18 protein-coding genes are annotated in these 18,473 nt (G+C 70.0%); 9 read left to right on the forward strand and 9 right to left on the reverse strand.

The genetic code is table 11. The annotated features are described in order from the left end of the window. Nucleotides 1-159: 159 nt before the first annotated feature. Together ACFXPL_RS12590 and ACFXPL_RS12595 are read left to right on the forward strand one after the other, a co-directional pair. Nucleotides 160-2,493, forward strand: a complete 2,334-nt coding sequence (locus ACFXPL_RS12590; protein ID WP_384916834.1) for a helix-turn-helix domain-containing protein — start codon at nt 160-162, stop codon at nt 2,491-2,493. A gap of 103 nt (nt 2,494-2,596) precedes the next feature. Then, the gene (locus ACFXPL_RS12595) at nt 2,597-2,725 is read left to right on the forward strand and encodes a hypothetical protein (protein WP_384916837.1); all 129 of its coding nucleotides are present in this window, start codon (nt 2,597-2,599) and stop codon (nt 2,723-2,725) included. A 174-nt stretch (nt 2,726-2,899) separates the two neighbouring features. Here ACFXPL_RS12595 and ACFXPL_RS12600 read toward each other — a convergent pair whose 3' ends face one another. Together ACFXPL_RS12600 and ACFXPL_RS12605 are read right to left on the reverse strand one after the other, a co-directional pair. Continuing rightward, on the reverse strand, nt 2,900-3,919 hold the full coding sequence (locus tag ACFXPL_RS12600; RefSeq protein ID WP_384916840.1) for an aldo/keto reductase: 1,020 nt from the start codon (nt 3,917-3,919) through the stop codon (nt 2,900-2,902). A 28-nt stretch (nt 3,920-3,947) separates the two neighbouring features. After that, entirely contained in the window at nt 3,948-4,844 is an 897-nt protein-coding gene (locus ACFXPL_RS12605; RefSeq protein WP_384916843.1) for a helix-turn-helix transcriptional regulator, read from the reverse strand. A 363-nt stretch (nt 4,845-5,207) separates the two neighbouring features. Between ACFXPL_RS12605 and ACFXPL_RS12610 the strand changes: the two genes are divergently transcribed. From ACFXPL_RS12610 to ACFXPL_RS12620, 3 genes are all read left to right on the forward strand, one after another. Next, the gene (locus tag ACFXPL_RS12610) at nt 5,208-6,611 is read left to right on the forward strand and encodes an MFS transporter (protein WP_384916846.1); all 1,404 of its coding nucleotides are present in this window, start codon (nt 5,208-5,210) and stop codon (nt 6,609-6,611) included. Beyond that, nucleotides 6,611-7,495, forward strand: coding sequence for an aldo/keto reductase (locus tag ACFXPL_RS12615; protein WP_384916850.1), 885 nt, complete (start codon nt 6,611-6,613; stop codon nt 7,493-7,495). Before ACFXPL_RS12610 ends, ACFXPL_RS12615 begins: the two co-directional genes overlap by 1 nt. A 613-nt stretch (nt 7,496-8,108) precedes the next feature. Further along, nucleotides 8,109-9,194 carry a BTAD domain-containing putative transcriptional regulator gene (locus tag ACFXPL_RS12620; RefSeq protein ID WP_384916853.1) on the forward strand — a complete coding sequence of 362 codons (1,086 nt, stop codon included), beginning with the start codon at nt 8,109-8,111 and terminating at the stop codon, nt 9,192-9,194. Here ACFXPL_RS12620 and ACFXPL_RS12625 read toward each other — a convergent pair whose 3' ends face one another. Further along, complete coding sequence (locus ACFXPL_RS12625) at nt 9,195-9,857, reverse strand: cutinase family protein (protein WP_384916855.1); 663 nt, start codon at nt 9,855-9,857, stop codon at nt 9,195-9,197. A 157-nt stretch (nt 9,858-10,014) separates the two neighbouring features. Between ACFXPL_RS12625 and ACFXPL_RS12630 the strand changes: the two genes are divergently transcribed. Continuing rightward, nucleotides 10,015-11,676, forward strand: coding sequence for a peptidase M23 (locus tag ACFXPL_RS12630; protein ID WP_384917011.1), 1,662 nt, complete (start codon nt 10,015-10,017; stop codon nt 11,674-11,676). 136 nt (nt 11,677-11,812) lie between these two features. On the opposite strand, the gene ACFXPL_RS12635 is transcribed toward ACFXPL_RS12630, so the two are convergent. Both ACFXPL_RS12635 and ACFXPL_RS12640 read right to left on the reverse strand, forming a co-directional pair. After that, a complete protein-coding gene (locus ACFXPL_RS12635) occupies nt 11,813-12,856 on the reverse strand; it encodes an alpha/beta hydrolase (protein ID WP_384917014.1) in 1,044 nt (347 codons plus the stop codon). Between the two features lie 73 nt (nt 12,857-12,929). Continuing rightward, the gene (locus tag ACFXPL_RS12640) at nt 12,930-13,220 is read right to left on the reverse strand and encodes a penicillin acylase family protein (RefSeq protein WP_384916858.1); all 291 of its coding nucleotides are present in this window, start codon (nt 13,218-13,220) and stop codon (nt 12,930-12,932) included. Nucleotides 13,221-13,370: 150 nt separating this feature from the next. Between ACFXPL_RS12640 and ACFXPL_RS12645 the strand changes: the two genes are divergently transcribed. Continuing rightward, nucleotides 13,371-14,894 carry a peptidoglycan DD-metalloendopeptidase family protein gene (locus ACFXPL_RS12645; protein WP_384916861.1) on the forward strand — a complete coding sequence of 508 codons (1,524 nt, stop codon included), beginning with the start codon at nt 13,371-13,373 and terminating at the stop codon, nt 14,892-14,894. Between the two features lie 17 nt (nt 14,895-14,911). Further along, complete coding sequence (locus tag ACFXPL_RS12650) at nt 14,912-15,772, forward strand: hypothetical protein (protein ID WP_384916864.1); 861 nt, start codon at nt 14,912-14,914, stop codon at nt 15,770-15,772. On the opposite strand, the gene ACFXPL_RS12655 is transcribed toward ACFXPL_RS12650, so the two are convergent. Together ACFXPL_RS12655 and ACFXPL_RS12660 are read right to left on the reverse strand one after the other, a co-directional pair. Continuing rightward, nucleotides 15,660-16,067: a site-specific integrase gene (locus ACFXPL_RS12655; protein WP_384917017.1), complete on the reverse strand. Its 408-nt coding sequence runs from the start codon at nt 16,065-16,067 to the stop codon at nt 15,660-15,662. The genes ACFXPL_RS12650 and ACFXPL_RS12655 overlap by 113 nt on opposite strands. A 329-nt stretch (nt 16,068-16,396) precedes the next feature. Continuing rightward, on the reverse strand, nt 16,397-16,963 hold the full coding sequence (locus ACFXPL_RS12660) for a rhodanese-like domain-containing protein (RefSeq protein WP_384916867.1): 567 nt from the start codon (nt 16,961-16,963) through the stop codon (nt 16,397-16,399). A gap of 84 nt (nt 16,964-17,047) precedes the next feature. On the opposite strand from ACFXPL_RS12660, the gene ACFXPL_RS12665 reads away from it, so the two are divergent. Continuing rightward, entirely contained in the window at nt 17,048-17,326 is a 279-nt protein-coding gene (locus ACFXPL_RS12665) for a metal-sensitive transcriptional regulator (RefSeq protein WP_384917020.1), read from the forward strand. 16 nt (nt 17,327-17,342) lie between these two features. Here ACFXPL_RS12665 and ACFXPL_RS12670 read toward each other — a convergent pair whose 3' ends face one another. Beyond that, nucleotides 17,343-18,086: a sulfite exporter TauE/SafE family protein gene (locus ACFXPL_RS12670; RefSeq protein WP_384916870.1), complete on the reverse strand. Its 744-nt coding sequence runs from the start codon at nt 18,084-18,086 to the stop codon at nt 17,343-17,345. After that, a complete protein-coding gene (locus tag ACFXPL_RS12675) occupies nt 18,083-18,448 on the reverse strand; it encodes a rhodanese-like domain-containing protein (protein WP_384916873.1) in 366 nt (121 codons plus the stop codon). The genes ACFXPL_RS12670 and ACFXPL_RS12675 overlap by 4 nt, the downstream gene beginning before the upstream one ends. Between the last annotated feature and the right edge of the window lie 25 nt (nt 18,449-18,473).

Genomic DNA, 18,473 nt, shown 5'->3' on the forward strand with positions numbered 1-18,473 from the left:
TCGATCCATTCGCCCCGGTCGATCGGTCGATGCCGTCGAGACTGGCCGCCGTGCAGGAAATGTGGACAGAGTATTGAAGCGGTCATATGTGACCGGTGACCGCGCTAGAGTCCCCCACCTGCAAAAAGGCGGATAACTCAGGAGAAAGGGCCGTTACTTGTGGCCAGTGAGTTCGGCACGGTCCTGCGACGGCTGCGCGAGACGGCGAGGCTGACCCAGGAGGAGCTGGAGCGGCGTTCCGGGGTCAGCGTGAGCACCATCCGCGGTCTGGAGACCGGCAGGCGCAACAACCCACGGATGACCACGGTGCGACAGCTGGCCGACGCGCTCGCCCTGCGGAGCGAGGACCGCGAGGAGTTACTGGGCTCCGCCGCCCCGGGGCAGCCGGGCGCCGCCGGTGAGCCGGGGCCGGAAGAACCGGCTGCTGAGCCGGGGCCCAAAGAACCGGCTCCCGAGTCCGGGCCGGAAGAACCGGCCGGCGAGCCGGCCGCCGCGCGACAGCCGGCACAGGACGCGCTGGCGGACGCGGCCGAACAACTCGCGCGGGCGGTGGCGGCCCGCTGGCAGCGCGAGGAGGAGCAGCGGGGGATCCAGGATCCCTTTCCGCTGCCGGTCCGCTGGAAGGCGGCGTGCGGGACACTCACCGACCACTGGGCCAACATCCGCCGCCTCCCGCCGGGATCCGAGAGCGGCCCCCTGGACCTGAGCGGCCGGTTGGAGAGGATCGCGGAGACCTACCGGAGCGTCCCCTCGGGGCGGCTGGTGATCCTCGGCAGGTCCGGGTCCGGGAAGACGATCCTGACCCTGCGCTTCGTCCTGGACCACCTGACGTCACGGACACCGGCGGAGCCCGTACCGGTGATCTTCAGCATCGGCGCCTGGAACCCCACCACCCTCACCCTGCGCGACTGGCTCACCGAGCGGCTGACACGCGACCACCCCGGCACGGCCGCCCGGGGACCCGGCAGGGTGAGCCTGGCCGCCGCGCTGGTGGAGTCCGGCCGCGTACTGCCGGTGCTGGACGGCTTCGACGAGATGGCCGACGGATTGCGCCGCCCCGCGCTCGAAGCCCTCAACGCCACCACCCTCCCCCTCCTGCTCACCAGTCGCCCCGCCGAGTACGCCGCCGCGGTCGCGGAGACCGACGTGCTGACCTCCGCCGCGCCGATCGAACTCACCGACCTCACCCTCGACGACCTGGACCACTACCTGCCCCGTACCACCCGCAAGACCGACCGCACGGACCCCACGGTGGGCGCCTGGAATTCCGTGCTGAAGACGCTGCGCGAGCCGTCGCCGGACGTGCCGGTGGCCCCGCTCGCCGCAGTCCTGTCGACTCCGCTGATGGTCGCGCTCGCCCGCACCGTCTACAGCGACACCCCGGACCACGATCCGGCCTCCCTGCTCGACACCGAACTGTTCGACAGTGCGGAGGAGTTGGAGGAACACCTGCTCGACAACTTCCTCACCACCGTCTACCAGCCCCGGCCGGGTTCACGTGACCGCGACCCGGACGGCGCCCGGCAGTGGCTCGGCTACCTCGCCCACCACCTGACCAAGCTGGAAACCCCCGACCTGGCCTGGTGGCGGCTCGGCAACGGTCTGCGCGACTCCACCCGCACCCTGGTGACCGCCCTCATGACCGGACTGGTCATCGGGCTCGTCGACGTCTCCATCGCCGCCGCCGTCCACGGCTCGCTCGCCGGTTCCCTCCTGGACGGGACGGTCGTCGGGCTCCTCACCGGCATCCTGTTCGGGCTCCTGCACTGGCTCACGTACACGGCCACGGGCAAGGACGTCACGCCGTCAGCCGTACGCCTGCGCATCCGCGGCAGGCCGGAGACCACCACATGGACGGCCGGCCCCCGGCTGGTGATCGGTACGCTGGGCGGCGCGCTGTTCGGCTTCGCCTACGGATTCGTGGTCGGCCTGGTGCACTCGTACGGCTGGGACGACGGGTTCTCGTCCGCGCTGTACCTCGGACTCATCGACGCGATCCTCTTCGGACTGGTGTTCGGCGGCGGTACCGGACTCGCCTTCTGCCTCCTCGGCCTCCTCGAAACCCCCCTCGACATCGTCTCCGCCGTCAGCCCCCGCAGCGTCCTGAACGCCGACCGGGTGACGGCGATCACCCAACTGGCCGTCTGGGCAACCATCTTCGGCGCGACGGTCGGACTGGGCATCGAGGTGGTGAACGACCTGATGGGGAGGTACCTGGGCCGACCCGCGCTGGACCCCACGTCCAGTCTCACGGTCGGCACCATCAGCGGTCTCGGCGGCGCCCTCGGCTACACCCTGAGCCTGACCGCCTGGGGCCAGTGGTGCGTGCTCTCCCGCGTCTGGCTGCCGTTGACCGGACGCCTCCCCTGGGCCGTCATCACCTTCCTCGACGACGCCTACCGGCGCGGCGTCCTGCGCCAGGCCGGCGCGGTCTACCAGTTCCGCCACGCCCGCCTGCAGAGCCACCTCGCCCAGGCCCACCGACGGAGATGAGCCGTCTCCGGGTCCGGCCTCACCACGATTTCATCGCCGCTCCCTCACGTCCGATGCCGGCCCACCGACCACCAGCACGCCATCGGCCCCGGGGGGAAATCCCATGGTGAGGACCAGCCGACTCACGCTCCGCGCCAGGACCGTCGTCCTCGCGGCGGCGGTGGCGGCCACCGCCGCCCTCACGCCCACCGCCGCCCACCCTGACTCAACAGCCGCAACGCGCCGGACCTGACCGCTCCGAGCTAAGACAGCCGCGTCGCGCGGGGCTGCAAGAACCTCCTGGCCGCCGCTGAGGAGACCCACCGCGAGGACCTGGCCGCACGGCTCACGATCGTCGGCCACTCCCAGGGCGCGCAGGTCGCCGACGAGGTACTGGAGACCATCGCACCCGCCGAGCCGACTCGCGTCACCTCCGCCGCTGGTCGGCGCGCAGCTCGAAGTCACCGTAGCTGTTGTCGACCGGGTTGACCGTGACCCCGGGGGCGACGATCTCGTCGATGGCGTCGAGCACGTCGGCCGACAGCGTGACATCGGCGGCGGGCAGGAACGCCTCCAGCTGTTCCATGGTGCGGGGCCCGATGATCGCCGAGGTGACGCCGGGGTGGTTGATGACGAAGGCGACGGCGAGCTCGATGAGCGTGAGACCGGCCTTCTCCGCCAGGGCGGCGAGTTGTTCGACGGCGTCGAGCTTGCGCTGGTTGGCGGGGGTGTTCATATCGAAGCGGGCCTGGGGCCGGGCCGCGGAGGCGGGGCCCTCGGTGGCGTGCTTGCGGTAGCGGCCGGAGAGCCAGCCCCCGGAGAGCGGACTGTAGGTGAGGGTACCCATGCCATGGCGGCGCGCGGCGGGAAGCACGTCCTCCTCGATGGAGCGGACCAGGATCGAGTACGGCGGCTGCTCGGTCACGAACCGCTCCAGGTTCCGCTCGCGCGAGACCCACTGGGCCTCGACGATCAGGGAACCGGAGTAGGACGAGGATCCGATGTAACGGATCTTGCCCTGGTGGACGAGGTCGGAGAGGGCGCCGAGGGTTTCCGAGACGTCGGTGTCGGGGCTGGGGCGGTGGACCTGGTAGAGGTCGATGTGGTCGGTGCCGAGCCGCCGCAGGGAGTTCTCGACCTCGCGGATGATCCAACGCCGCGAGCCACCCCGCTGGTTGGGGTCGTCCTGGTCCATCGGCATGAAGAACTTGGTCGCCAGGAACACTTCCTCGCGGCGGCCCTTCAGGGCCTTGCCGACGATCTCCTCCGAGACGCCGGCGGAGTACACGTCCGCGGTGTCGACGAAGTTGAGCCCCGCGTCGAGGGCGCGATGGATGATCCGGATCGAGTCGGCCTCGTCCTCGTTGCCCCAGGGGCCGAACATCATCGCGCCCAGACAGAGCGGGCTGACCTGGACGCCGGTGCGGCCGAGCGGTCGGTACTGCATGGAACACCTCTCCTCGATCGTGTGGTGGTCAGTCGTTCACGGTGGGAACGACGGTGCCGGAACTCGCCCAGCTGGCGAGCAGGCCCAGGGCCTCCCGCTCCCGGGAGTCCGTTTCGGGGGTGAAGAAGTTGAGACGCAGGCCGGGATCGGCCGGCAGGTCCATCGCCTCATAGGGCAGCGTGAGATCGCCGACCAGCGGGTGGTGAAGGTTCTTGACGCCGGAACGGTGGAATTTCACGTCATGGCGGGCCCACCGGCGGGCGAATTCGTCACTCTTGGTCGTCAGCTCTCCGATCAGATCGGTGAGCGCCTTGTCGTGGGGCGCCCGGCCCGTCTCGGTGCGCAGGAAGGCGACCGCGTCGTTGGCACCCTTTTCCCAGTCCATCCAGAACTCCTGGCCGGCGGGGTCGAGGAACATGAAGCGGGCGCTGTTGACCGGACCGCGCCGGGCGAACAGCGGCGAGTCGAAGACGGGGGCGTACAGCGCCCGTCCCAGCGCGTTGGCGGCCAGGATGTCGAAGCGCGCGTTGCGCACGTACGCCGGTACGTCGGTCATCGAGTCGAGCAGCCGCAGGATCGTGGGCCGCACGCGGGACGCGGTCACCGTGGGCCGCCGGCCCGACGGCGTCGCCGCGCGGGCGAGGTCGTAGAGGTGGGTGCGTTCGGCCTCGTCCAGCTGGAGTGCGTGCGCGAGGGCGTCGAGCACCGAGTCCGAAGCGCCGGTGAGATTCCCACGCTCAAGTCGGATGTAGTAGTCCACACTCATGCCCGCGAGCAGGGCGACCTCCTCGCGGCGAAGGCCGGCGACACGACGGTTCCCGCCGTAGACCGGCAGCCCGGCCTGCTCCGGGGTGATCCGAGCCCGCCGGGTGCTCAGGAACTCGCGGACCCCGGCGGTCAGAGCCTTCCTGTCGGTGTCAGCCATGATCAGGGCCCGGAACTTCCGCGGTGGCAGCGAGGGCGGACATGCGGTCGCTCCTTCTGATCGTCGTGAATCCTGTGCCGGTCTCCTCACGGTAGATCCGTCGGCGAGTGCCTGCGAGGTACTGCCATTACCTGGAAGAGCAGTGACTCCCACATGGGGGCCGAGGCACGGTTCTCTGGAAAAGGCCGAGGTCCCGGCCGACCACGATCGGGCCCGAACCGGAGACCGACCTGAAGGAGCACCGTGCGCACAGCGCCTCTGTCCGGAATCGGCGACGTCCACGCCGGGCGTACAGCCGATCCGAGCCCGCGGGGAGCCGCCGGAGCGCCAGGTGACCCGACAGCCACCGCACCGCGCCAGGCAGTGCGGCAGCACAAGGCCCCGGTCCACACGACACTGATCCTCGCGATCATCTGCGTCAGCTATTTCATGGTCATCCTGGACAACTCGATCGTGTTCACCGGGCTGCCGCAGATCCGGTCCGACATGGGTTTCTCCGAGTCCGGTCTGTCCTGGATCACCAACGCCTACGTCCTGGTCTTCGGCGGGTTGCTGCTGCTGGGCGCCCGGGCCGGTGACCTGTTCGGACACCGCAGGGTGTTCCTCTTTTCCTTGATCGTCTTCTCGCTGACCTCGCTCCTGGTCGGAGCCGCGCAGAGCCAGTGGTGGCTCATAGGCGCCCGGGCGCTGCAAGGCGTCGGGGCCGCGGTTCTGGCTCCCTCCGCCCTGTCGCTGCTCACGCGCAGCTTCCCCGAGGGCCGAGCCCGGAACCGGGCGATGGCCGCTTACAGCGCGGTCGCGGGTCTCGGTGCCGCTTTCGGCCTGGTGGTCGGAGGTCTGGTCGCGGATCTGATCTCCTGGCGGGCCGGGTTCTTCCTGAACGTGCCGGTCGGCATCGTGATGATGGTGCTGGCGGTGCGGTACCTGCCCGAGACCGGCCGTCGGCGGGGCCGCTTCGACGTTCCCGGCGCGCTACTGGCGACGCTGGGCTCGACCGCTCTGGTCCTCGGCATCGTCAATGCGTCCGACCTCGGCCGGACCGCCCCGGCCACCCTGATTCCGCTGGTGGCGGGTGCGGTGATGCTGGGCCTGTTCGTCCGGGTGGAGGGGCGGGCCGCACAGCCGATCGTGCCGCTGCGGCTGTTCGCGAGCCGGGAGCGCAGCGGCGCCTACGTCACCCGGATGCTCTACATGGGCGCGATGATGGGGTTCTTCTTCTTCACCGCGCAGTTCGTGCAGAGCGTCTACCACTGGACGCCGTTGCGGGCAGGTCTCTCCTTCCTGCCGATGACGCTGGTCAACTTCGTCCTCGCGGTCCAGGTGCCGCGGTTGCTGGAGCGGGTGAGCAGGCCCAGAGTGTTGCTCACCGGCGTCGCCCTGACCGCGGTCGGCATGGCCTGGCTCAGCCGTCTCGACCTGCACAGCCCCTACGTGACGGGAGTGGCACTGCCCATGGTGCTCATCGGCGCCGGACAGGGGCTGGCCCTGGCCCCGATGACCTCCAGCGGTGTCGACGGCGTCGCGCCGGAGGACGCCGGCGCGGGCGCGGGCCTGGTCAACACCGTGCACCAGATCGGCAGCGCGCTGAGCCTGAGCATCCTGACCGCCGTGGCCGCCACCGTCTCCACCGGCCACGAGGCCGCCGACATCGCAGCCCGCTCGGGCGCCGCCCTGACCGGCTCCGCCCTCCTGCTCACCTTGGCGGCCCTGGCCGTCGTGAGCCTCATCGTGCCCTCACGGGCCACCCACACCGAAAGGCCCCTGTGATGCAGAACCTCACCCTCAACAACGGCGTCGAGATGCCCGCCCTCGGACTCGGCGTCTTCCAGACCCCGCCGGACGAAACCCGGGCCGCCGTCATGGCCGCGCTCGACCTCGGCTACAGGCACATCGACACCGCCGCCGCGTACGGCAACGAGCGCGAGGTCGGCCAGGCCATCCGCGACTCCGGGGTGCCCCGCGACGACATCTTCGTCGAGACGAAGATCTGGATCAGCGATTACGGGTACGAGGAAACCCTCCACGGCTTCGACAAGAGCGCCGCCAAGCTCGGCGTGGACCGAATCGACCTGCTCATCCTGCACCAGGCCCTCCCGTCGGACTTCGACAGGACCCTCGCCGCCTACCGCGCCCTGGAGAAACTCCTGGCCGACGGCAAGGTCCGCGCCATCGGCGTCAGTAACTTCATGGTCGACCACCTGACCGCCCTGCTCGACGCCACCACCGTCGCCCCCGCGGTCAACCAGTTGGAGATCCACCCCTACTTCCAGCAGCGCGCCGTCCTCGACTTCGACGACCAGCACCACATCCTCAACCAGGCGTGGTCCCCCATCGGCGGCATCACCTTCTACCCGGGGTACGGCGACAACCGCAAGGGCGTCCTGGAGGACGCCGTCGTCACCGCCGTCGCCGAGGCACACGGCAAGAGCCCGGCCCAGGTGCTGCTGCGCTGGGGCCTCCAGCACGGCCGCTCGGTGATCCCCAAGTCCACCAAGCGCCACCGCATCGCCGAGAACATCGACGTCTTCGACTTCGAGCTGACCACGCACGAGCTGAAGGCCCTCGACACCCTGGAGACCGGCCGCCGCGGCGGCCCCGAGCCGACGAGCGTCACCCTCGCGGAGTACGGACGCGCCATCCCCGAAGCCTGACCGGAAGGAGAGGACCATGACCACCTGGAACGACCCGGACCTGAGAAAGGTCGGCTCCGGGGTACGGCGGTCCCGCACCCGGTGGCGTGGTCGTCGTCCCGTTCGTCCGGGCCGACAACACCTGCGCCTACTGCCGCGAGGGCCCGCAGAGCTCCTGCCCGCACGACGGCGTCCTCGTCCTTGAAGCCGGTCTCCCGGAGCACTCCGAGGAAGGATTCGGCGAAGGCCCGCGTGTGAGGGCCGGTTGAGTGGGTGCCGCCAAAGACGTGCCGCCAAAGACTCCGGCACCGTCACGATGAGCCAGGAGCGCCCGGGCGCATGGCTCGGGCGAGCGCTCGGCTCGGCGGTCCCATGACGCTCCCCGCCGCAGCCCCGCCCCTGGCGCAGGCTCGCCGCCACCCTCGCCCGCGCCGCGCTGCCCGAGGACGCGACCAGCCCCCCTGCCACCTGACGGCCACCTGCCGCTGTTCGCCGGCCCCCACCCCGAATCGACGGGCAACGGAACGCTGGGGGTGTCACTCCGTATCGTTCCGGATGCCTTGCCCGACGCTCCTCCCACTACCTTGTCGACGGCGCCCGCAAGACCGACCCGTCCGGAGCCCGTGGAGCAGCGATGCCGACGACCGTCACCACCTTCCGCCCTACCGCCACCGCGCTCAGGCATCAGGAGCGCCAGGTGCTCTCCGCGGTCGGCTGCGGCCTGCGGGACGACGAGATCGCCGCTGCCCTCGCCATCCCCGAGGACGCCGTGGCCGAGCACCTCGCGCGGATCCTGATGAAGCTCGGTCTGCGCGACCGGGCCGCCGCCGTCGTCCACGCCTTCGACTGCGGTCTGGTCGTCCCCGGACGTGGCCCCCGCACGCTGCCGGTGAGACCGGTTCCACGGACCACCGCCGTGCGAGCGGCGGGGCCGAAGGTACGGATCTCCCTGCTCGGGCCGCTGCGGGCATGGTGGGACGGGCGGCCCCTGGACCTGGGACATCCGCGCCAGCAAGCCGTCCTGGCGGCCCTGGCGCTGGGCGCGGGGCGGTCCCTCAGTCAGCGGGAACTACTCGATGACGTATGGGGGATGGAGCCGCCGGCCACGAACGTGGTGCCGGTGTACATCTACCGATTACGCAAGGCCCTGCGCGTCGGGGGCGGTCCGGACCCGGTCATCGAACGCGGACTCCGTGGTTACCAGCTGGTCTCCGGCGCGGTCGACGTGGACGTGGCACGCATGGAAGAGCTGGTCACCCGCATCGACAAGGCCGATCGAGCGGGCGAACCGCTCGAAGCGGTCCGCCTCTGTGCCCAGGCACTGGAGTTGTTTCACGAGGAACCCCTGGCCGGCTTGCCGGGGCCGCTCGCCGAACTGGAGCGGCTGCGGCTCACCGAGCGCAGGATCGCCATCGTGCAGCGGAAGTTGGAGTGGCAGCTGCGCCTTGGCCAGGATTCGGAGGCGATCGCCGAGCTGTTCGCCCTGTCGGCGGCGCACCCCCTCAACGAGCCTTTGACCGCGATGCTGATGCGGGCCCTTTACCGCAATGGGCGCCAGGCCGACGCCTTGACGGTCTTCGAGCGCGCCCGCCGCCTTCTCGCTGACGACCTCGGGGTTCCTCCGAGTCGGCTGCTGCGGCGGGCGCACCAGATGATTCTGCGCGGTGACGAAGCCGGCCTCGGGCTCATTCCCGTGGCCGGGTCCACCACCGGCCCCTGATCACCAGGCGGCGGGATACCAGGCGCCGTTGTACCACTGCTCGTTGGCGCTGTCGTTGTGGTGATCCATGTTGAAGTCGTTGGGATAGTTCCTGACGTGGTTGTCCGGGTACGTCCAGATGCCGGCGGACTCGTCGCAGACGTAGTCCGAGTGACAGATCGTCTTGACCGGTACGTCGCCGAAGAACCTGTCGGCGCCGGCGAGCGGAGCGCCGACGATACCGCCGAACGGCACGGATCCCCCGTTGGCGCCGGGGTTGCCCTGGCGCTTGGGGTCCGCGACGAGAACGGCGTTGACGTTGTCGAAGGTCCGCCAGTTCTCGGTGACCCAGATGTGCACCACCGCGGCGCCCAAGGAGTATCCGCCCATCTTGACGTGCTGGCCCGGGCACGCGGCACGTTGGTCGCGCACCAGCCGGTTCAGCTCGTTGACGCCTGCCCGCGCGCTCGCGCCGTTGGGAATCTGGGTGGGGTACCCGACGTGCTGCTGGATGTTGCCGGTGAAGCCGTCGTTGTTCCACGAGCTTCCCGTGCCGCCGACAACGATCGTGTAAGTGCCCTCGCACGGAGCCGCCGCCGCCTGCGCCGTGGACGCCTGCATCACCGAAAGCCCCGCCGTCAGCAGAAGTCCGGCCAACGCGGCCGTCATTCTCTTCGCTCGCATTCGATCCTCCTCGTGTGGTCTGCCTACGTCTCAGGAGATTGGCAGTGGCCGATGAAATCCCGATGAAAGGCGCGGGGAGGCCGATTCCATCAGGATTTCATCGGTGCTTTCTACTGTCGGCCGCCAACGACCGGAGTTCACGACGGAAAGGCACACCGTGGCAAGAAGCGGCTTATACCGCGTATTCACCGGACTGGCCCTGGTAGCCGGTATCTGGGCGTTGGCCATCGGGATGACCGCCTCGGTCGCCGTCGCCCGACCCGGACCCGTTCCGGGGCCGGGCGACGACCGGTCCGGTGTCTCCCGGTATTTCAGTGGCCCACAAGGCATGGCCATTCCGACCGCGCCGTGTGATCCGGCCGGTCCGTCGGCCACCGACGGCGTCATGGCCGACCAGCTCAACCCGCAGCTCAACGCGAAGATGGCCGGCTATCTGAACGCGTACAAGATGTCCTGCGCGCGGATGGTCACACAGGCGGTGAAGGACCGGGGGCTCAACCCGAGAGCCGCGGCGATCGCCATCGCCACGATCATCGTGGAAAGCAGCATGAACAACTACTCCCAGGCCGTCGACCACACCAGCATCGGGCTGTTCCAGCAGCAGGACTGGTGGGGCACCCGGGAGCAGCGTCTCAACCCGGCCTACGCCACCAACGCCTTCCTCGACGCGATGGAACAGTCGTATCCGGGCGGCTCGTGGAACGACGCGCCGATCGGCGAGGTCTGCTGGCGCGTGCAGCAACCCAGAGAGGACCTACGCCACCTGTACGGAATCGAGGCGGGCGACGCCACTCTCATCGCCAACGCGTTGTGGCCCGGTACGAGCGTCGGCCCCAAGCACCCCTACGCCTCCGGTCGGGTCGTGTCCGGGCGGTCCGCGGACGGACGCCTTGAGGCGTTCGCCGCCGGTGCCGACGGCGTGTACCACGCGTGGCAGACCGCGGTGAACGGCGCCTGGTCGCCATGGCGGTTCGCGGGCGGTCCACGCGACGCCCAGCTGGCGGTGGCGTCCAACGCGGACGGACGGATGGAACTGTTCGCGCTGTCGGACGGTACGTTCGATCACATGTGGCAGACCGGGCCCAGTGCCGAGTGGTCCGCCTGGGAGAACTTCGGCACCGGGGGGTACGGACTGGCTGCGGGCACCAACGCCGACGGCCGGATCGAGGTGTTCGCCTCCAACGCCAACGGTGTGTTCCACCGCTGGCAGACCGCGCCCAGCGGCGGTTGGGCCGAATGGGAAGGCACCCACGGCGGCCCGGCCAACGCGCGACTCGCCATGGAGAACGCGCCTGACGGGCGACTTGAGGTCTTCGCGCTGTCCGACTCGACGTTCGAGCACCTGTACCAGACCGGCGTCAACGGCGAGTGGTCCGCCTGGGAGAACTTCGGCACCGGAGGACGCGCCGTCACCGCCAGCTACAACCAGGACGGCAGGATCGAGGTGTTCGCCTCCAACGCCGACGGTGTGTTCCACCGCTGGCAGACCAGCCCGACCTCGTGGTCGGCGTGGACCGGCACCGGCGGGATCCCCAACGCCGAGCTGGCCACGTCGCGATCGGTCGACGGACGGGTGGAGGTCTTCGCGATCAACGCCACCACCGCGAGCCATGCCTGGCAGACGGGCCCGAACGCGGCGTTCTCGCAGTGGGAGAACTTCGGTGGCGGCGGCACGTCGATCGGTGCGAGCAACAACGCCGACGGTCGCATCGAAGTGTTCGGTACCAGCCACGCCGGCGTCTATCACCGGTGGCAGACCGGCTTCGCCACCTGGTCGGAATGGTCCTGGCTGAACGACTCCGGCCCCGCGATCGCCTAGGGCCTCTCGGAACACGCCCTTTGAGCCGGCCTTCCCGGCTGGGGGCCGATCCGGGAACGAGAGCTCCGGAACGCGCGCCCGCCGTCGTCCCGCAGACCGCACCAGCGGCGGGCGGAACGACGGCGGGCGCTTGCCGTCAGACTGCGAATTCCCTTTCGAGCCTGGGGATCAGGTCCCGGAGATCCTGTTCCCAGCAGCCGGCGTTGTGGCCGCCGCTGCACCGGGTGCCCCAGGCGGCCCCGTCGCCATAGTTGACGTAGTGGTAGGACATGCCCAGAACGTCCATGGCGGCCTTGACGTTCTTGGCCGCGCCCGCGACCCAGAACTCCGGTTCGAGGGGCGAGCCGCCTCCGTCGCCCACGTAGACGGAAACCCCGACTCCGGCCTTGGCCAGTCTGTCCATGTGCTGTGACGGGTCGACCTCGTTCCACCGCCAGTCGGCGTTGAACACCGGGTAGGGCGAGCCGAACGCGGCGTCACTGTCCACACCGGGCTTGTAGGGAGAGTCGTTGGGGTCGCAGGCTCCGGACGCCGAGGCGCAGATCGCGCCCGTCGCGTCGATGAGGGAGGCGACGACGGCCAGCCGGAGGTCCATCGACCTGGCCGACAGATCGATGTCTCCTGACAGGGACGCGGTGTGGCCGAACAGGTCGGGACGGGCCTGGGCGTAGTGGAAGGCGCCGAACCCACCCATGGAGACGCCGGCGATGGCCCTGGCCTTCTTGGCGGCGATGGTCCGCAGGTTCGCGTCGACGAACGGAACCACCTGCTTGAGGTGGAAGTTCTCCCAGTTCTGGGCACCGGCCGCGGTCTTCTGGTCGAGCCAGTTGGCGTACCAGCCCCGAGCGCCGCCGTCCGGGATGACGGTGATCATCTGGTCCGACATCGACAGCGCCGGATACGTCTGCTGGACCGGATCGTCGGGCGAACCGTGCAGGAAGTACAGCACCGGGTAGCGCCGGCCCGGGGCGTCGTAGTACCCGCTCGGCAGAATGATCTTGATGTGCTGCTCACCCGCGACTTCGGGTGTGGTCACGGTGAGGTAGAAGTCGGTGGCGTTTCCTGTCGCCGCGCCGACCTGGGTCAGGCCGAAACCGTTCGTCATCGGTGGCGGCGCGGTGCCTCCCTCAGAGGCCTGTACCGAACCCGCCGGCGCGAACACCGCCAGGGCGGCGAGCATCCACGCCACCGCCGGTCGCCACCAATGCGCTCTCCTCGTCACTGCGTTCCCCTTTGTGAGATTGTCGGCATTCTCAGTTCAGAACCTTGATCTGCAATTCCGGTGAAGCCGCGAGCTGATCCTCCGTGAACCGCCCGGTCACCCACTTTCCGGCCGAGAACAGCTTGGTCTGGTCGCGGTAATGCGGTGAATTCGATGTGACCGACCGGGAGTGGGCCATTACGGAGAACGCCTGCGGCGGACCGTCGGCAGCCTCGCTCCGTACCTCCTCCGTGCCATCGCCGTCCTTCCCCTGTCGTACGGGCCGCCATCTGAACGCGGCCATGCTAAGGAGGACCGATGAAATCTCGATGACCAGCAGCAACAGACGCCTGGCCGACTTTCTCCCGTCTGTCGGTCCGTAACCTTCCGGGGTCTCCCGGGCCCGCACGGTTGCTAGCCTCCGTACCGTTCGTCCGCACGGCCCCAACCGTCCATCCCACTCACCCCGAGACTGCCAAGGGGAGGAGGACTCGTGCTTCCAAGGCTTTCCCGACGCACACTGACCTGGGTTCTCACGTCGACAGCCGCCCTGCTGCTGCCGACGCTGCTGCCCGCGACTCCGGCCGCAGCCGCCCGGACCGCCGCCGTCGCCGCCGCCGCGGCCTGCCCGGCCGCCGGTTTCGTGTCCCAGCACTTCCACAGCGACCACAACGGCGTCGACATCGCCAACGTCGTCGGCACGCCGCTCCACGCCGTGGGCGACGGCGAGGTGACCATCTCCGGGTACACCGGCGACTACGGCCAGTGGATCCGGGTTCTGCACCCCGACGGGCGGATCTCCGAGTACGGGCACATGGTCCGGCGGGACGTCTCCGTCGGCGACCGCGTCGTGGCCGGCCAGCAGATCGCCCTGATGGGCGCCGAGGGGAACTCCACCGGTCCCCACCTCCATCTGCGGATCTGGGGAGACCGGTCCACCTCCTACGGGATCGACCCCGAGGTCTACCTCGCCGAGCGCGGCGTGGTGCTGCCCTGCACCCCGGGCAGCGGTCCGCGGCCCGAACCCTTGGTGTATCCGGCGGAGTCGGGCCGGGTGGTGTCGGCGCGGTCGGCGGACGGGCGCCTGGAGCTGTTCGCCGCCGGAGCCGATGGCGTCCACCACGCCTGGCAGCAGGAGGTCAACGGCAACTGGTCGGAGTGGGAATCGCTCGGCGGACCCGGCAACGCCGAACTCGCCCTCGCACCGAACGCCGACGGCCGCCTGGAACTGCTCGCCATCAACGGGAACACCTTCCAGCACCGCTGGCAATCGACCCCGTCCGGCGGCTGGTCGGGATGGGAGACCTTCGGCGAGGGCGGCCGGGACACCGCGGCCGGTGTCAACGCCGACGGCCGCATCGAGGTCTACGCCTCAGGCCCGGCCGGGCTCTTCCACCGGTATCAAGTCGCCCCGAACGGCGGCTGGTCAGGATGGGAGTCCGCGGGTGGCGGCCCCGCTGACAGCCGGGTGGAGATGGGGAAGGCACCCGACGGACGCCTGGAGGTCTTCGCTCTCAACAGCACCACTTTCCAGCACCGGTACCAGACCGCCCCCAACGGCGACTGGTCCTCGTGGGCCGGATTCGGCGAAGGCGGCCATGACCTGACGGTCGACCACAACGCCGACGGACGCCTGGAGGTCTTCGCCTCCGGTCCGGTCGGCGTCTTCCACAAGTACCAGACCGGCCCCACGAGTTGGTCCGGATGGGATCCCATGGGCGGCCCCGCCGACTCACAGCTCACCAGCGAACGCACCCCCGACGGCCGCGTCGAAGTCTTCGCCATGAACGGCACCACCGCCATGCACATCTGGCAGACCGCCGTGAACGCCCCCTACAGCGACTGGGCGCCCTTCGGTACCGGCGGCACCGAGGTCACCGCCGCCACCAACGCCGACGGCCGCATCGAGGTCTACGGCACCAGCCACGCCGGCGTCTATCACCGATGGCAGACCGGCTTCGCCACCTGGTCCGACTGGAACTGGCTCAACAACTCCGCCGGCCCCGCCGTCGACTGACCCCTCTGAAGGAACTCATGCTTCCGATCAGCGGACGGAACCTGTTGCGCGGTGCGGCCGGCGCCGGCGCCCTCCCGTTCCTGGGCGCCGGCCCGGGCGTCGCCGCCACGACCTCCGAGGACGCCCCGCCCCCTCACCGAGTCGGCACGGGACCCTTCACGTGCGTCTACGACCCGTCCACCTCGGCAGGCCCGCGATATCTCAACGATCACACGCTGATCGAGGCTCAGGGCCGCTGGCACCTGTTCGGCATCGTCGGAAACAGCGCGCCGCGCGGCGAATCACCGGACAGCGCGGCGGAGATCTCCTTCGTCCACGCCTCCGCGCCGAGCCCGCACGGACCGTGGACCAGCCACCCCGACGCGCTCGTCGTCGACCCGTCCTATTTCGGTGAGGATCACCTGTGGGCGCCGCACGTCGTCGAGGCGGGCGGCAGGTTCTGGATGTTCTACGCCGCGGGCGGCGCGAGTGGTGCGGCGATCAACCTCGCCACGTCGACCGACCTGTTCGCCTGGACCCGCGAACCGTCCGGCCCGCTGTTCCGGGGGCTCGCCGCGCGTGACCCGATGGTGCTGCGGGTCGGCGGCGAGTGGGTCATGTACTACACCGAACTCTCCGGCCCGGGCGGCCACCATGTCGTCGCCTGCCGTCGTTCCGCCGATCTGCGTCACTGGGGCGATCCGGGTGTCGCGTCCACCGACGCGAGCACGGACACGACCGCCTCGGTCACCGAGTCACCGTGCGTCGTCGAACGAGACGGCTGGACTACCTGTTCATCGGTCCGCGCAACGGCGACGAGGGCACCGACGTCCTCGCGTCGCGGGACCCGTTCCATTTCGAGCTCGGACGGACACGGCCCCACCGGAACAGCTTCGTGAACGCGGCGAGTTCGCGGTTCCACTTCGCGCCGCCGATCCGGCCCGGGTTCGCCTCCGCCCGGCACCGCCAGTCCCGGAAATCAGCCAAGTCCCGCTCGCTCGCGACCGCCCACTCGGCACCCCGCACGGACAGGAAATCCAGTAGGACGCGGATGTCGGTGGCGTGGTTCCGCTTCGTCTCCCGCTCCAGCACCCGGAACTCGCGGGACCGGACGAAGTCCAGCAGACTTCGGTCGACCGAGCCGTCCGGCCGGACGAGGAACGGGTCCCCGGGCACCAGGCCGATACCAGCCACCGCGCCGGGCAGATCACGGATACCGAGGACACCCTCGGCCGGCAACGGGCCCCGTCGATCCGGAACCCAGACAAGATCCCACGCGAACAACGCGTACCCCCTCAGAAGGGCTTGAACACGTGAGATCTACAGGGAAGCCGTCAACTGGTGCCGCGAACACGGCGCCCCCAACTCCGCAGACACGCTGGCTTCGTACGCCATCCGTCTCGAAGAGCTCATCGAGGACATCCACCTCGGTGACACCGCCTCCACCGGTAGACCGCCGCTGACCACGGCCACCGCGCCCGCCGCTCACCCCATGGGAACGGTCAACGCCAACCGCGGGCGTATCAGTCCTGCAGCGCTCGGAGGGTGGCGTGGAGGTCGGTGGTGCGGGGCTGGTTGTGGGGGAGTTCGGCGAGGGCGGCGGCCATGCCGCAGGTGTTGGTGGCGGCGGAGAAGATCAGGCCGCCTCCGACGGCCGCGGAGAGCCAGCGGGCGGGGCGCCAGCGGGTGCCGGCGGCGAGGCCGAGGACGACGAGGGATCCGGCTGCGAGGCGGACCTGGCGTTCCATGGGCCAGACGGGAGAGGCGTTGTCGGGGCGGTGGAGGGGGTGGCCTTCGCCGGCCCAGGCGGTGGTGCCGCCGGTGAGGGTGGTGGCGGGAATGTCGGCTGCGGCGAGTTCGGTGCAGGCGGTGGTGGAGCGGTTGCCGGAGGCGCAGACCATGAGGAGGGTGCCGCGGGCGGCTGCGGCCTTGAGGGCGGGCAGCGCGGTGTGGAGGTGATCGAGGGGGATGTTGTGGGCGCCGGGGAGGTGGCCGGAGGCGTATTCGCCGGGAGTGCGCACGTCGATGACGGTGTAGTGGTCGAGGCGAGCGGCGACCTGGGCGGGGATGAGGGCGTTGGTGGTGGTCATGTGCGGGTGGTCCTTCCGTTGGTGTTCCGGGAGCGGTTGCCGAACCCGGTATGATACCCCTAGGGGTATTTATGGAGGTGGATGGTGGAGCTTGAGATGGCGGCCGACGAGCTGAAGTCGGTCCTCAATCGGCTGCGGCGGGCTCAGGGCCAGATCGCGGGGATCATCAAGATGATCGAGGAGGGCCGGGACTGCGAGGATGTGATCACGCAGCTCGCGGCGGTCTCCCGTGCGCTGGACCGGGCCGGGTTCGCGATCATCGCGACCGGGCTGCAGCACTGCATGGCCGAGGGTGGCCAGGCGGCCGGTGACCGCGATGCGATGCGGGCGAGGCTGGAAAAGCTGTTCCTGTCCCTGGCCTGACGGGTGGCCGGGGTGTTCATGGGATCACGTCGATCAGCATGAACACGGCCACCGCCAGGAGCACACCGGCGAAGACCTTTTGCAGGCTGTTGCCGGAGACTCTGGTGCTGAGGCGCTTGCCGTCCCAGGCGCCGAGGATCGCCGCTCCGGTGAACGGCCCGATCAGCGCCCAGTCGAGACCACCACCGGTCCCGGTACGGGCGATCAGGGCGGCGAGTGAGTTGACGGTGATGACGAGCAGACTGGTGCCCACCGCCCGCCGCATGGTCAGGCCCAGCACGCTCACCAGGGCCGGGACGGCGAGGAACCCTCCTCCGACGCCGAGGAACCCGGTCACCGCGCCGAGCCCAGCGCCTGCTCCGGCCGCCTTGCCGGGCCGTATCCGCTCCGGCGGCCTCGACGAGGACGGGCGGAACAGCCGCACGGCCGCCAGGGCCGCGATCGCCGCGAAGGCGACGGTCAGCACGGCTTCCGGCACACGTCCGGCGGCGGCTCCCGCGAGGTAGGCGGGGATGATGCCGGCGGCGGCGAAGAGCGATCCGGCTTTCCAGGCGACGTGGCCGTCGCGGGCGTGGGCGCGCAGGGCGGTGGCGGAGGTAGCGGCCACGATGATCAGGCTGGCGGTGGTGGCCGCGGACGGGGTGAAGCCGAGCAGGAGGATCAGGGCAGGTACGGCCAGGACGCTGCCGCCGCCGCCCAGGGCTCCGAGGGCGAGGCCGACGACGGCTCCGGCGATGAGGGCGAGAACGATCGGGGTCACGCTATCTGGCCGTGGTTCCCGCGTTCGTCGAGGACGGGGTGTCCGGCGGCGGGCCACGCGTTCATGCCGCCCTTGACGTCGACGGCCTGTCGGCCGCGCTGGGTGAGGAGTTTCGCGGCCTGCTGGGAGCGGTGTCCGCTGCGGCAGATCACCACCAGGGAACGGTCGGTGGCTTCGGCCGGTAGGCCGGCGCCGGCGACGAGTTCCGACAGGGGGACGCGGACGGCGCCGGGGGCGTGGCCCGCGTTCCATTCGGGCTTTTCGCGGACGTCGAGCAGGATCGCGTCCGGGGTGTCGCCGCTGGTGCGGCTGTGGGCCTGGTCGACGCTGACGCGGGGCTGGCTGCGGCGGAAGAGGAACATCGAGTTCTCCCCTCTCCTTCTCGGA

The organism is Streptomyces sp. NPDC059092 (assembly GCF_042756365.1).
Taxonomy (GTDB): Bacteria; Actinomycetota; Actinomycetes; order Streptomycetales; family Streptomycetaceae; genus Streptomyces.

Excerpts from the sequence above, each read along its gene's own strand:
- ACFXPL_RS12595 (WP_384916837.1), top strand. The coding sequence starts at position 2,597 with ATGGTGAGGACCAGCCGACTCACGCTCCGCGCCAGGACCGTCGTCCTC.
- ACFXPL_RS12600 (WP_384916840.1), bottom strand. The coding sequence starts at position 3,919 with ATGCAGTACCGACCGCTCGGCCGCACCGGCGTCCAGGTCAGCCCGCTC.
- ACFXPL_RS12605 (WP_384916843.1), bottom strand. The coding sequence starts at position 4,844 with ATGGCTGACACCGACAGGAAGGCTCTGACCGCCGGGGTCCGCGAGTTC.
- ACFXPL_RS12615 (WP_384916850.1), top strand. The coding sequence starts at position 6,611 with ATGCAGAACCTCACCCTCAACAACGGCGTCGAGATGCCCGCCCTCGGA.
- ACFXPL_RS12620 (WP_384916853.1), top strand. The coding sequence starts at position 8,109 with ATGCCGACGACCGTCACCACCTTCCGCCCTACCGCCACCGCGCTCAGG.
- ACFXPL_RS12625 (WP_384916855.1), bottom strand. The coding sequence starts at position 9,857 with ATGCGAGCGAAGAGAATGACGGCCGCGTTGGCCGGACTTCTGCTGACG.
- ACFXPL_RS12635 (WP_384917014.1), bottom strand. The coding sequence starts at position 12,856 with ATGCTCGCCGCCCTGGCGGTGTTCGCGCCGGCGGGTTCGGTACAGGCC.
- ACFXPL_RS12650 (WP_384916864.1), top strand. The coding sequence starts at position 14,912 with ATGCTTCCGATCAGCGGACGGAACCTGTTGCGCGGTGCGGCCGGCGCC.
- ACFXPL_RS12660 (WP_384916867.1), bottom strand. The coding sequence starts at position 16,963 with ATGACCACCACCAACGCCCTCATCCCCGCCCAGGTCGCCGCTCGCCTC.
- ACFXPL_RS12675 (WP_384916873.1), bottom strand. The coding sequence starts at position 18,448 with ATGTTCCTCTTCCGCCGCAGCCAGCCCCGCGTCAGCGTCGACCAGGCC.